This window comes from Marinobacterium aestuarii (assembly GCF_001651805.1).
Taxonomy (GTDB): domain Bacteria; phylum Pseudomonadota; class Gammaproteobacteria; order Pseudomonadales; family Balneatricaceae; genus Marinobacterium_A; species Marinobacterium_A aestuarii.
Genome location: NZ_CP015839.1, coordinates 4,121,391 through 4,134,541, shown reverse-complemented (window position 1 = coordinate 4,134,541; position 13,151 = coordinate 4,121,391). Strand labels below are relative to the sequence as shown.

Sequence of the window (13,151 nt, the reverse complement as noted above, 5' to 3'; positions counted from 1 at the left end):
CCCCGGTTCATCCCCGGGGCCGTTACTGTCTCGAGTGCGTCGCGCCCGGCTCCTGTCCGCGCACTGGCCCGTTATGTCTGCCGTGTCTTTCGATGTGCAAAATCCGCTTGTCCGTAGAGATATGCTGATACACTATCGCGTCATTCCGTGTACAAATTGTTACGCATATTGAGAGCCTTATGGACGAGAACACCCGCAAAGGTGTGATTTACGCACTCACGGCCTATACGATCTGGGGCATAGCGCCGGTCTATTTCAAGCAGATGCAGCATATAGCCGCGCCCGAGATATTGGCGCACCGCATTGTCTGGTCCTTTGTGCTTACGCTGGGGCTGATTGCGCTGTTTAACAAGCGCGAACTGCTGCTGACAACCCTGCGCAATGGCCGTGCCCGCTGGGCGCTGATGGCTTCCACCACCCTGATTGCGCTCAACTGGGGGGTGTTTATCTGGGCGGTGAACAACAATTACATGCTGGATGTGAGCCTGGGATATTACGTTAACCCGCTGATCAATATCCTGCTGGGCATGCTGTTCTTTCGTGAGCGGCTCGACAGGGTGCGCACTATCGCGGCGATTCTGTGCCTGCTGGCGGTGGTGTTTGAAGTGGTGCAATTTGGCCGTCTGCCCTGGATTGCGCTGGTGGTCGCCTTCAGCTTTGCGTTTTATGGCCTGGTGCGCAAGAAGCTTGGCGTCGACAGCTTTACCGGCATGGCGCTGGAAACCGGTCTGCTGCTGCCGGTGGCCATGGGGTATCTGCTGTTCACGACCAGCCCGACCAGCGATCTGCTGGTCAATCCCGCCTGGACCAATCTGCTGCTGTTTGCCGCCGGCCCCATCACCATGGTGCCGCTGATGTGCTTTGCTGCGGCGGCCAACCGCATCAGCCTCACGGCACTGGGATTCTTCCAGTACATAGGCCCCAGCGGCATGTTTCTGCTGGCGGTGTTTGTCTATGACGAACCCCTGAGCCCGGAAAAGCTGGTGACTTTCGGCCTGATCTGGCTGGCGCTGATCCTGCTGAGCGTCGACTCGCTCTACAAACTGCGCCGCAGGCGTGCCATCGCACAGGCCTGAAATCGCAGGTTCAGGATACCCGTTCAATATAAGCCCTAATCCTCCAGCAGGTGCCGGGCAGCCGCCGCTGCGCTCGCAGCGGCTCAATATCGGCAGGAATAGTGCGTTAGCCGGTTTGTGGTGAAATTAATAACGGGGCCTTAATCGTAACTATTAATTTCGAAGTGGCCTGTTGTTATGTTTTTATGAGTTCCAGTTCAGTTCCGGTAGTTTGTCGAGGGAACCGAGTGTTGCCAGAGGGCTGGATCTCAGCCAGTTCTGAAGTTTTGCGGCAATATCCGGATTCCCCATGACCTTGATATCACCTTTTTTGACCGCATCGCTAAAGCTGTATTCGCATGTCCACACAGCGGTCATGGTTTTCAGGGAGCATTTGATCAGGTTGTCAACGTCATAGCCGTTATCGGTCAGACAGAGATCAATTTCATGGTTTTCGCATACCAGCCACCAATGACGTGCACCTTCTGGTGCATCACTGTATTCAAACTCAATCACAATTCGATGCGCGGGAAAAACTGCGGAGTCTACGGTACGGCGCATATCCCACATGAGCAGGCCGGCATCCAGATCCCCTGCTTCCAGGCTGGAACGACCCCAGCGATGTCCCCAGACGCCGAGCAGTTCAACGATGGGGCGTAATTCCAATCCTGCCGGGGTAAGGCTGTAGTCATAGTCGCCTTTTTTCCCATCCACTTTTATTATTCCGGCTTTCAGCATGGTCTTGAGACGTGCCGAGAGCAATGTCGGTGACATAAGCGGAACACCTTTTTGCAACTCGCTGAAACGGGAGCTGCCGGCGAGTAATTCGCGGGCAATCAGCAAGGTCCAGCGTTCGCATAACAGCTGGGTGGCCTGCGCCAAAGGGCAAAACTGGCCGTATGACTTCATGCTTAATCTCCAGTTTTTCGGCCAGTGCAGGGTTAAATAACCGCTACAGATTCTGTAGTTCTCAATGTGTTTAACCACTGCTAGTTTGTAGGGGCTTAAGAAATATAGCATCTAACCCCAGCATCCGAGCAGAGCAGGGCACTAATATGAGCGATCTACTTTTTGACAGGCTAGGCGGCATTGAAGGGGCTACCCGGATAGCCCATGATCTGGTCGATAATCATTTGAAAAATAAGGCTATTTCTACAAGGTTTGCTGATTCTGATATTGCCGCACTTAAAAATGCGGCAGCCACCTTCCTGATTGCCGGTACCGGAGGCCCCGATGTCTATAAGGGCAAAGACATGCTGGCCGCCCACAAGGGGATGAATATATCCGCGCTTGAGTTTATGGCCGTGCTGGATGATGCACTGGTGGCACTCGGAAAAAACAATGTCGGCCAGCGCGAACAGGAGGAAGTACTGTTCGCGCTATACAGCATGCGCTCCCAGATTGTGCTCGTGTAGTTGTCCAGGCGTGGGCTTGGGTGACAGGTCAGGATAGCGCCGGCGCCGGCTAAAATTCAGGCTCAGGCCGCCTATGACCTTGCCATGCATGGATACCAAAAAGCCCGCTCTCCTTGTGGAGAGCGGGCTTTTTACAGCCTGCTGATCACGAATCACGAATCACGAATCACGAATCACGAATCATCATTCAGCATTCAGCATTCAGCATTCAGGTCGCTCCGATACTGGCGCATCTGCAAGGGCATATCGCCTGTGACTTTTTTGCATGGCTGACTGCAAAATTGTAGTTTGCCGCGATAGGCGTATTTGTTTCTGATAAGGCGAGGTTCTTTCGCTTTATTCAGGACAGTAAAACACTATGACGAGTCACAGCCTTCGTATCGAACATGACCTTATCGGCGAACTTGAGGTGCCTGCCAGTGCACTTTTTGGTGTGCAAACCCAGCGGGCCCTCAATCTCTACCCGCTAAATGGGGAGAAACCACTCTCTGCCTATCCTGAATTACTGCGGGGGCTGCTACAGGTTAAAAAGGTGGCCGCGCGAACCAATATGCTCACCGGTGAACTGGAGCCTGAGCTGGGTCAGGCGATCGTCGACGCCATAGACCTGCTGCTTGAACAGAGCCCGCCTGAGTACTTCCCGGTGCATGCCTTTCACGGCGGCGGGGGCATATCCAGCAACATGAATGTCAACGAGGTCATCGCCAACCTGGCCAACCTCAATGCCTTCGGCAAACCCCTGGGGACTTACGCTCCCATTCACCCCAATGGTCATGTGAACCTGAACAACTCCACCAGTGATACGCTGAGCACGGCCTGTCATCTGGCGGTGATGAGTCAATGGCAAGCGCTGGAAGCGGCGCTGGGTCACCTGGCCGAGACTCTGGATGCACAGGCGCTGCGGTGGCAGCAGGTGCTGAAAATATCCCGCACCTGTTTGCAGGATGCCGTTGAAATCAGTTTTGCAGATATGTTCGGCGGTTATTCATCCCTGGTGAAGCGCAACTGCAGGCGTCTGAAAGCGGATGTGGACGCGCTTTATGCGGTCAATCTGGGGGGCAATATTATTGGCCGGCGGGGTGACTGTTCGGAGGCATTTTTTGAGCGCTGTATCGCACAGCTGAATCGGCTGATGGCAAGCGAGCGCTTTGTGCACAGTGACAACCTGTTTGACAGTTCGCAGAATCACGACAAGCTGATACGCGTTTCAGCCGGGCTGGATCAGCTATCCCGGGCTTTGTTAAAGATCGCCAAGGATTTCAGGCTGATGGCCTCCGGGCCTCAGACCGGTTTCGGTGAAATCTCGTTGCCCGCGGTGCAGCCGGGCTCCTCGGCCATGCCTGGCAAGGTTAATCCGACCATCGCCGAGTACCTGGTGCAGTGCTGCATGCAGACCTGCGGCCGCTGCTATTCGGTGCAGATGACCCACGACCACGGGGAGCTGGATTACACGCCTTGGCAGTCCATCGTGATCAACAACCTGCTCGATAGCATGTCCTGCCTTGAAAGCGGTATTAGCGCCTTTACGCAGCACTGTCTGCACGGGGTCGAGCCCAATATTGAGCGCAACGCTGCGAATGTTAATAGCCTGATTCCCACCGTCATGCGCCTCAAGAAGGCCCGTGGCTATTCATATGCCTCCCGCATTTATAAGGAAACCGGCGGCGACCTGGAGCTGATTCGCCAGCACCTTGATGAATAAGGCAGTCGTGGGCCTGGGGTCGGCTGCAAGGATGAGTTTTTTGCAGCCTGGCATACCCTAATGTCAATTGTGCTTAATCCCCCTCACTTTTATGCTCCTTTGCAACGATAAGGGGTATCGACAGACACCGCAGGGCGGGTCCTGATGCCTCTGATTTTCGACTCTCCTGGCCACTCTGGCGGGAGCTGCTCGACCGAGCCTCTAAACGATCGATAGTGCTAAGCGGAGCATCAGATGGACACTACAAAAAGCATTCCCCTGTCCTGGGCCAATGACTGGCTGCAACAGGCTAAACATCAGTATATCGACGGACAATGGGTGGCCGGTGCGAGCCAGGACAGCTGGGTCGTCAGTAATCCTGCGAATCGCCAGACGCTGTGCGCCTTTGCCATGGCCGATGCCGAACAGATTGAGTACACCGCGCAAGTGGCCCATGAGCGTCACCTGGACGGTGTCTGGTCTAAGGTCAGCCGCACGCAGCGCGCCAACATGCTGCGTCAGATTGCCAGCCTGATTCGTGAAAATACCGAAAAGCTGGCGGTGCTGGAAACCCTGGCCAACGGCAAGCTGTTTACAGAGTCCATGGCGGATGACATTCCGACCTGTGCGGATATCTTCGATTACTACGCCGGCTGGACCGACAAGTATTACGGCGAAACCTCACCGGTTGATGATGGTTTCCTGAACTACACCCTGAAAGAGCCCGTGGGCGTATGCGGTCTGATCGCGCCGTGGAACTTCCCGCTGTACCAGGCGAGCCTGAAAATAGCGCCGGCGCTGGCCATGGGCAATACCGTTATTATCAAGCCTTCCGAATATACGCCGCTGACGGTGATTTATCTGATGGAGCTGATTGATCGTCACCTTAGCTTCCCCAAAGGCGTGATCAACATGCTGCTGACAGACGGCAAGATGGCGAATCAGCTGACCCTGAGCGATAACGTGCACAAGATCTCCTTTACCGGCAGCACCGGTGTGGGGCGCAAGATTGTACAGAACTCCGGCGGATCAAACCTGAAGGCCACAACGCTGGAACTGGGTGGCAAGTCCCCCTGCATCTTCTTTGAAGATACGCCTGATCTTGAAGGTGCCATCGACCGCGCTTTCACCGTGATGTTCTCCCACAAGGGCGAGAAGTGTTCTGAGCCGACCCGCTTCCTGATCCACGACAGCCTCTACGACCAGGTGCTCGCGGCACTGATTGAAAAAGCCAATGCGGTGAAATGTGGTAACCCGTTTGATGCCGGCGTTACGCAGGGCCCGCAGTGCAACGAAGCCCAGTTCAACAAGATCATGGACTACATCGAGATCGGCAAAACGGAAGCCGAGCTGGTGGCCGGCGGTTATGCGGATACCGAGGGTGATAACGCCAACGGCTACTTTATTCGCCCGACCATCTTTTCCAATGTGGATCAAAACGCGCGTATCGCCCAGGAAGAGATCTTTGGGCCGGTGCTCTGCTGTACAAGATTCCATACCACTGAAGAAGCGGTCGCCATGGCCAATGGCACGGCCTTTGGTCTGGCCGCAGGCATCTATACCGCCAATGTTGGCCGTGCCCATCGTGTGGCGGAACAGATTGACGCCGGCATGCTGTTTATTAACCGTTATGGCTGCTACGGGCTTAGCAGCCCCTTCGGTGGCTTCAAGCAGAGCGGCTGGGGCAAGGAAATGGCGATCCACTCGCTGTCGTCCTACACCAAGACCAAGTGCGTCTGGGTTTATTTCGGCGACGCCTGAAACCGGAGTTGAAAGGGCGCTTCGGCGCCCCATCAGGGCCCGACATTATAGTCCGGCAAACCGGCTGTAGGCATTCAACCGAGTGCGGCTGAGTCATGCGCGCTTTATCCGGCACGGTGATAGCAGCCGGGCCAAATGTACTGCAATGCCAGCGTGCTTTTGATGATTACATTTTGTCATGGTGACAGGCGTTTATGTCATTTTTGTTTCGGCAGCGGTTGCGCCAATATGGCCCCGATTCAAAAAGTACCGGACGTCAGCCTCTCTGACCTACAACAATAACTCGGGGGAGATATGAAAAATATCCGACCAATAACGTTCTGGCCCGCATTCATATGTCTGGCCCTGACGATCATCTATACGATTATGGATGAGAAGAATTTCATTGCCGCCACTTCGGCCCTCAATGATTTGATTATTACCAATCTGTCCTGGCTCTTTAACCTCAGCGCCCTGTCGATGGTTTTTGTGGCCGCCTATGCTTTTTTTGCACCGGTTGGCCGGGTGCGTATCGGCGGCGAAAGCGCCAGCCCGATGCTGAGCCCGTTCCGCTGGTTTGCCGTATCCCTGACCACCGTTATCGCCATGGGGATTCTGTTCTGGTCGGTGGCTGAGCCCATTTTGCATTACTACGAGCCGCCTCAGTCCCTGGGCATTAGTGCGCAAAGCCCGGAAGCGATGCGCTTTGCCATTTCCACCACCTTCGTGCACTGGACCATCACGCCCTACAGCATTTATACAGTCGCAGGGCTGGCCTTTGCGCTGGCGTTCCATAACCTGAAGCTGAGTTTCTCTATCGGTTCCATGCTGCGACCCTTGCTGGGGCGCTGGGTGGACAGTGTCGGCGGTCAGGTGATCGATGGCCTGGCGCTGTTCTCGGTGGTGCTGGGAATGGCGGCAACCCTGACGTCGGGTCTGCTGGTTATTGGCGATGGTCTGGAGTCGGTGCTGGGGATCGAAAAGAGTTCGCTGGTGTATGGCATCATCGCGATCAGCATTATCGGTTCTGCCATTATCTCCGCCGCTTCAGGCCTGCACCGTGGCATTCAGACGCTGGCGCGTATTAATACCTGGTTGTATTTCACCGGTGCCCTGTTTATTTTTATCGTCGGTCCTACCGCGTTTATTCTGTCGCTGGGCGTTGAGTCGCTTGGGGTATACCTGTCTGATTTCTTTGCCCGCAATCTGGTCACGGGTGCGTCTGGCAACGATCAATGGCCAGGCTGGTGGACGGTTGCATTTTTTGCCAGCTGGTTTGCCTGGGCGCCGCTGAGTTGCTTGTTCCTGGGCAAGATAGCCCGTGGCTATACGGTGCGACAGTTCATTATCGTTAACCTGCTGTTGCCCTCGGCGTTCGGCTTCCTCTGGTTCAGCATCTTCAGTGGCTCGTCCCTGTTCTTTGATACGACTCAGGGCGGGATCATGTACGCCGCGTATCAGGAAAGCGGCTTTGCGGCGGTGATCTATGTGCTGTTTGATCAGCTGCCCGGCAGCACGTTACTCAGCGGCCTGTTTATCTTTGCCTGCCTGATCACCTTCATTACCGCGGCGGACTCCAATACCGATGCCATCGGCGGTCTCTGTATCAAGGGTGTCGATGCGCAGAATCTGACTTCGCCTTTGTGGATCAAGGTGTGCTGGGGCAGCGCTATCGGTTTCGTGGCCTGGATCAGTGCCAGTTATATCGGCGTCGATGCCATCAAGATGCTGTTTAACCTCTCAGGGGTGCCCGGCATGCTGATTGTCATCGGAGCGGCCTTTGCACTGTTAAAACTGGCGGCCCGGGTTGAAATTAACGGCCGGACCGTGGAACTCAAGTCTGACGCCCTGGGCGTGGCGCACACCACCGCGCCGGCACGGCCACTGGCCAAGCCTGCCGCTGTCTGATCACTCTTATTCACTGCGGTTCGTTGCCCGAGGCGCCGGACCGTAACGCAATTTCGTTGCAAGGATGAGCCGGTGGCTGCCGGCTCTGATTTAATATTTGAGGGGTTCACATGCAATATGTACGTCTTGGCCAGTCTGGCCTGAAGGTATCCCGCCTTTGTCTGGGTACCATGAATATGGGCTCCAAAGAATGGAAGCCCTGGATCTTCGACGAGAAGGAGAGCGAACCCATTATTCGCCACGCGCTGGATAACGGCGTCAACTTTATCGACCTGGCAGATTTTTACTCTATCGGGGCCGGTGAAGAAGTGGTGTGCAATGTACTGCGTCGTATCGGTCGTCGCGACGACATGGTTATCACCACCAAGGTGGGCTATGCCATGAGCGATGATATCAATGCTCAGGGTCACTCGCGCAAGAACATATTCAACGCCATCGACAACTCGCTCCAGCGTATGGGCATGGATTATGTCGATATCTATATGCTGCACTATTTCGATACCGAGACTCCGCTGGAAGAGACCATGGGGGCGCTGAACGATATAGTGCTGGCAGGCAAGGCGCGTTATATAGGCGTGTCCACCATGTATACCTGGCAGCTGGCAAAAATCCTGCAGGTCTGCGACAAGAACGGCTGGGCGCGCCCGATCAATATGCAGCTGCAGCTTAACTGTGCCTACCGTGAAGAAGAGCGGGAAATGATTCCGTTCTGCATGGACCAGGGCATAGGCGTTTCTGTGTTCAGCCCGCTGGCCCGCGGTATCCTGACCAGTGATCTGCAATCGACCCGTAACAAGACGGATTTCTTTACGGCCGAGATGTATAACGATCAGGCCTCAAGGGATATCGCCCATTCGGTGGCCAAGGTGGCCGATGCCCGTGGTTGCCTGCCGGCGCAGGTCGCCCAGGCCTGGGTACTGAACAAGCGCGAGGTTTCGTCAATGCTGGTGGGTGCCGATACCACGGCGCAGTTTGACAGCGCGCTGGCGGCGCTGGAAATGCAACTCAGCGCCGAAGAACTCTATGAGCTGGAGCGCAACTACACCCCCTGTGATCTGATCAATGATTACACGTCCGGCAAGCGCATCGCCCGTACTGCGCGCCAGGCCATGGCGCCCTTTACCGGCTGATTGCAAAGCCTTGCTCAAGCATCCTGCTTAAGTGTTAAGTGTTGCACCCGCTGTCTATTTTGGCCCCGCTGTTGCGGGGCTTTTTTTTGAGCGGTGAAAGGGTGGCAGCTTTAGTCTTGTGGACGACGGCCGGGCTCAGTGAGCCTGGGTTGGCGACTCTGCGGTGACTTCGCGCAGCCATTCGCTAAAGCGAATCACCTTGGCCAGCCCCTGTCTTTCTGCGTTGATGTCCAGCCAGTAACCGCAGGGGCCGCTGACCTCTATGTCACTAAAGGCGACCAGAGTGCCGGATTTCAGTTCGCGGGTAATCATATGCCGGTCGATGATGGCAAAGCCGGCTCCGTTAATGGCGGCGTTGATAACCTGATCGAGGGTGCTGAACTCCATGCCGCGGCTTACATCGACCTGGTCGCTCATCCCGGCGGCCTGCAGCCAGTTTTCCCATACGGGAAGCCGCTCCCCCTGATCCAGGATATGCAGCAGGCTGGCGTTGGACTTGGCCAGCTGCTGCGCCTTATCCACCATATCGGGCGCGCAGACCGCGAGATGCTGCTCCAGCATAAGCAGTTCGCTGTAGTGACTGGGTTTGGCCGTGTGGCCAAAGCGGATGCTGCAGTCGAAGAGGCTGTGTTCGCTTGCGCTGTTGTGAATCGACAGCTCCAGCTCTGGAAAGCTGCTGTGAAAACTGGCCAGGCGAGGCGCGAGCCAGCGCGTGGCAAAGGTCGGGGGGACAAGCAGGTTCAGTTTCTGACGCTGGTTCGGGTCGCGTAATTCCTGTACCGCCACTTCCATCAGGTTAAAGGCCTGTTCCAGCTTGGCAAGCAGCTGTTGCCCGGCGTCGGTCAGCTCCAGTTTGTGGTGCAGGCGTACAAAGAGGGGTACACCCAGGTAGTCCTCCAGCTGCTTGACCTGCCGACTGACGGCGCTCTGGGTCACATGCAGCTGCCTGGCCGCATGAGTAAAGCTCAGATACTTCCCCGTGGTTTCAAAAACACGCAGTGCTGTCAGGGGAGGGAGTGAGCGCATAAGGATTCCGGGGGATAAGGGCGATGCGGGCTGCTGAGTCGCCAGTATAATTCATTGCTCTGGCAGCCAGTAGAGTGATCGCTCACCTATAGGGGCCTGGACGGTTCGGTAACGAAAGGCAGAAAAAAGCCCGCCTCCCTGATAGGAGGCGGGCTTTTTTACAGTCAGCTGATTGTTTTCTAGCAGTCAGTCATCAGCCTTAACCAATCACCAATCACCAATCACCAATCACCAATCACCAATCACCAATCAGAGCGCTTCGATCTTGGCGTACTGCTCGCTCAGCTTGTCGAAGGCGGACTGGGATTCGGCGATCTTTTCCCGTTCCTTGGCCACGACTTCGTCCGGCGCGTTGGCGACGAACTTGGCGTTGGACAGCTTGCCGACAACCCGCTTTATCTCGCCCTGCAGACGGTCGAGTTCCTTCTGCAGCCGGGCCAGTTCCGCATTCTTGTCGATCAGGCCGGCCATGGGCACCAGCACTTCCATGTCACCCACCAGTGCGGTGGCAGCCATGGGCACTTCGTCGCCGGGGTTGAGCCAGGTGATGGAACTGAGCTTGGCCAGCTTCTTCAGGAAGGAAGCGTTGTCGGCCAGGCGGCGCTGGTCTTCGCTGCTGCCGTTGGTGAAGAGCGCATCCAGATCCTTGGACGGCGGAATCTTCATTTCGCCGCGAATGTTGCGGATGCCGGTGATCACGCCCTGCAGCCATTCGATATCGGCTTCGGCCTGGGTATCGATCTTGCTGTCTTCAGCCGCGGGGTAGGGCTGCAGCATGATGGTGTCGCCGTCGCGGCCGGCCAGGGCCTTGATGGACTGCCAGATTTCCTCGGTGATGTAGGGCATCAGCGGGTGCGCCAGTCGCAGCACGGCTTCGAGTACGCGCACCAGGGTGCGGCGGGTACCGCGCAGGGCTTCGGGGGATGCATTTTCATCCCACAGAACCGGCTTGGACAGCTCCAGATACCAGTCACAGTACTGGTTCCAGATGAAGTCGTAGATGCTCTGGGCGGCCAGATCGAAACGGTAGTCGTCCAGCTGCTTTGTCACTGTGGCTTCGGTGCGTTGCAGCGAGCTGATAATCCAGCGATCTGCCAGGGACAGCTCGACAGGGTTACCGCTCTGGCCACAATCCTGATCTTCGGTGTTCATCAGCACGTAGCGTGCAGCGTTCCAGATCTTGTTGCAGAAGTTGCGGTAACCTTCGAGGCGCTTCATGTCCCAATTGATATCACGCCCGGTGGAAGCCAGGGCCGCCAGGGTGAAACGCAGGGCGTCGGTGCCGTGGGCGGAGATGCCTTCGGGGAACTGCTTTTCGGTGCGCTTGCCGATTTTCTCGGCCTGCTGAGGCTGCATCATGTTGCCGCAGCGTTTTTCCAGCAGCTCGGGCAGGCCTATGCCGTCGATCATGTCCAGCGGGTCCAGTACGTTGCCCTTGGACTTGGACATCTTGTCGCCGCTCTCGTCGCGGATCAGACCGGTCACGTAGACGGTCTTGAACGGTACCTGGGGCTTGCCGTCTTCATCCTTGATCAGGTGCATGGTCATCATGATCATGCGGGCGACCCAGAAGAAGATGATGTCAAAACCCGTCACCAGAGTGTCGGTGGGGTGGAAGGTTTTCAGGCGTTCGGTATTCTCGGGCCAGCCCAGGGTGCCGAAAGTCCAGAGCGCGGAGCTGAACCAGGTGTCCAGTACGTCGTTGTCCTGATGCAGTTCAAGGTCCAGGTCTAGGTTGTATTTTTCCCGGGCGCCGGCGGCGGAGTTGGATACGTAGACGTTGCCGGCATTGTCGTACCAGGCGGGAATACGGTGGCCCCACCACAGCTGGCGGGAAATGCACCAGTCCTGAATGTCGCGCATCCAGGAGAAATACATGTTTTCGTACTGCTTGGGCACAAACTTGATGTCGCCGTTTTCCACCGCTTCAATGGCGGGCTTGGCCAGGGTCTTGGCATCGCAGAACCACTGGTCGGTCAGCATGGGCTCGATAACAACGCCGCCGCGATCGCCGTAGGGCACGGTCATGGCGTTTTCTTCGATTTTTTCCAGCAGGCCGAGTTCTTCGAAATCAGCGATTATCTGCTTGCGTGCCGCAAAGCGTTCCATGCCCTGGTACTTGGCCGGCAGGGCAGTGTCGACGTCGGTGTTGACGCTGCCGTCGGCGTTGAACACCTGGGCCTGGTCGCGGACATCGGCGTTGAGGGTGAGGATATTGATCAGCGGCAGCTGCTGGCGCTTGCCGACTTCGTTGTCGTTGAAGTCGTGGGCCGGAGTGATCTTGACGCAGCCGGTGCCCTTTTCCATGTTGGCGTAGTCGTCGGCCACGATGGGGATGCGACGGCCCACCAGGGGCAGCTCAACGAACTTGCCGATCAGTGCCTGGTAACGCTTGTCCGCCGGGTTCACCGCCACGCCGCTGTCGCCGAGCATGGTTTCGGGGCGGGTAGTGCCGACAACGATGTAGTTCTTGCCATCCAGGGTGGTGGCGCCATCGGCCAGCGGGTAGCGCAGGTACCACATCTTGCCCTTGATCTCGCGGTTCTCGACTTCAAGATCAGAGATGGCGGTGTGCAGTTTGGGGTCCCAGTTGACCAGGCGCTTGCCGCGATAGATCAGCTTGTCGTCGTACAGGCGAATAAAGACTTGCTGCACGGCCTTGTAGAAGCCGTCATCCATGGTGAAGCGTTCGTTCGGCCAGTCGACGGAGTTGCCCAGGCGGCGCATCTGTTCGGTGATGGTGCCGCCGGACTCTTCTTTCCATTCCCACACTTTATCAATAAAGGCATCGCGACCCAGGTCATAACGGGTTTCGCCGGTCGTGGCCGCCAGCTTGCGCTCTACCACCATCTGGGTGGCGATGCCGGCGTGGTCGGTGCCTACCTGCCACAGGGTGTTGCGACCCTGCATGCGACGGTAACGTGTCAGCGCATCCATGATGGTGTGCTGGAAGGCGTGGCCCATGTGCAGGCTGCCGGTGACGTTGGGCGGCGGAATCATGATGCTGTAGGCATCGCCTTCACCCGAGGGCGCGAAGTAATTGCGTTCTTCCCAGGTCTTGTACCAGGATTTTTCGATGTCGTGGGGCTGGTAAGTCTTGTCCATTACGATTGGCGTCTCTGGAATTCTTGGGAGTCGCTGTATCCGGTTCGCAACCGGGTCAGGCTCGCTGGCATCTGAAAGAATCGGCCGATTA

The 13,151-nt window shown here is 56.6% G+C and carries 9 protein-coding genes; 6 read left to right on the top strand and 3 right to left on the bottom strand.

Features of this window, described 5'->3' with window-relative positions:
- Window positions 1–179: 179 nt before the first annotated feature.
- Window positions 180–1,076 carry an EamA family transporter RarD gene (gene rarD / locus A8C75_RS18030; RefSeq protein ID WP_067385567.1) on the top strand — a complete coding sequence of 299 codons (897 nt, stop codon included), beginning with the start codon at window positions 180–182 and terminating at the stop codon, window positions 1,074–1,076.
- 183 nt (window positions 1,077–1,259) lie between these two features.
- On the opposite strand, the gene A8C75_RS18025 is transcribed toward rarD, so the two are convergent.
- The gene (locus A8C75_RS18025; RefSeq protein WP_067385565.1) at window positions 1,260–1,964 is read right to left on the bottom strand and encodes a winged helix-turn-helix transcriptional regulator; all 705 of its coding nucleotides are present in this window, start codon (window positions 1,962–1,964) and stop codon (window positions 1,260–1,262) included.
- Between the two features lie 146 nt (window positions 1,965–2,110).
- On the opposite strand from A8C75_RS18025, the gene A8C75_RS18020 reads away from it, so the two are divergent.
- The 5 genes from A8C75_RS18020 (at window position 2,111) to A8C75_RS18000 (ending at window position 8,929) form a co-directional block, all read left to right on the top strand.
- Entirely contained in the window at window positions 2,111–2,470 is a 360-nt protein-coding gene (locus A8C75_RS18020) for a group I truncated hemoglobin (RefSeq protein WP_067385563.1), read from the top strand.
- 358 nt (window positions 2,471–2,828) lie between these two features.
- Window positions 2,829–4,172, top strand: a complete 1,344-nt coding sequence (locus tag A8C75_RS18015; protein ID WP_067385561.1) for a lyase family protein — start codon at window positions 2,829–2,831, stop codon at window positions 4,170–4,172.
- 234 nt (window positions 4,173–4,406) lie between these two features.
- A complete protein-coding gene (locus tag A8C75_RS18010) occupies window positions 4,407–5,912 on the top strand; it encodes an aldehyde dehydrogenase family protein (protein WP_067385559.1) in 1,506 nt (501 codons plus the stop codon).
- 294 nt (window positions 5,913–6,206) lie between these two features.
- Window positions 6,207–7,799, top strand: coding sequence for a BCCT family transporter (locus A8C75_RS18005; protein WP_067385557.1), 1,593 nt, complete (start codon window positions 6,207–6,209; stop codon window positions 7,797–7,799).
- A 110-nt stretch (window positions 7,800–7,909) separates the two neighbouring features.
- Window positions 7,910–8,929: an aldo/keto reductase gene (locus tag A8C75_RS18000; RefSeq protein ID WP_067385555.1), complete on the top strand. Its 1,020-nt coding sequence runs from the start codon at window positions 7,910–7,912 to the stop codon at window positions 8,927–8,929.
- A gap of 135 nt (window positions 8,930–9,064) precedes the next feature.
- Here the strand turns inward: A8C75_RS18000 and A8C75_RS17995 are convergent, their stop codons facing one another.
- Both A8C75_RS17995 and A8C75_RS17990 read right to left on the bottom strand, forming a co-directional pair.
- Window positions 9,065–9,955 carry a LysR substrate-binding domain-containing protein gene (locus A8C75_RS17995; protein WP_067385553.1) on the bottom strand — a complete coding sequence of 297 codons (891 nt, stop codon included), beginning with the start codon at window positions 9,953–9,955 and terminating at the stop codon, window positions 9,065–9,067.
- Window positions 9,956–10,204: 249 nt separating this feature from the next.
- On the bottom strand, window positions 10,205–13,060 hold the full coding sequence (locus A8C75_RS17990) for a valine--tRNA ligase (RefSeq protein WP_067385551.1): 2,856 nt from the start codon (window positions 13,058–13,060) through the stop codon (window positions 10,205–10,207).
- Window positions 13,061–13,151: the final 91 nt, after the last annotated feature.

Excerpts from the sequence above, each read along its gene's own strand:
- rarD (WP_067385567.1), top strand. The coding sequence starts at position 180 with ATGGACGAGAACACCCGCAAAGGTGTGATTTACGCACTCACGGCCTAT.
- A8C75_RS18025 (WP_067385565.1), bottom strand. The coding sequence starts at position 1,964 with ATGAAGTCATACGGCCAGTTTTGCCCTTTGGCGCAGGCCACCCAGCTG.
- A8C75_RS18020 (WP_067385563.1), top strand. The coding sequence starts at position 2,111 with ATGAGCGATCTACTTTTTGACAGGCTAGGCGGCATTGAAGGGGCTACC.
- A8C75_RS18015 (WP_067385561.1), top strand. The coding sequence starts at position 2,829 with ATGACGAGTCACAGCCTTCGTATCGAACATGACCTTATCGGCGAACTT.
- A8C75_RS18010 (WP_067385559.1), top strand. The coding sequence starts at position 4,407 with ATGGACACTACAAAAAGCATTCCCCTGTCCTGGGCCAATGACTGGCTG.
- A8C75_RS18005 (WP_067385557.1), top strand. The coding sequence starts at position 6,207 with ATGAAAAATATCCGACCAATAACGTTCTGGCCCGCATTCATATGTCTG.
- A8C75_RS18000 (WP_067385555.1), top strand. The coding sequence starts at position 7,910 with ATGCAATATGTACGTCTTGGCCAGTCTGGCCTGAAGGTATCCCGCCTT.
- A8C75_RS17995 (WP_067385553.1), bottom strand. The coding sequence starts at position 9,955 with ATGCGCTCACTCCCTCCCCTGACAGCACTGCGTGTTTTTGAAACCACG.
- A8C75_RS17990 (WP_067385551.1), bottom strand. The coding sequence starts at position 13,060 with ATGGACAAGACTTACCAGCCCCACGACATCGAAAAATCCTGGTACAAG.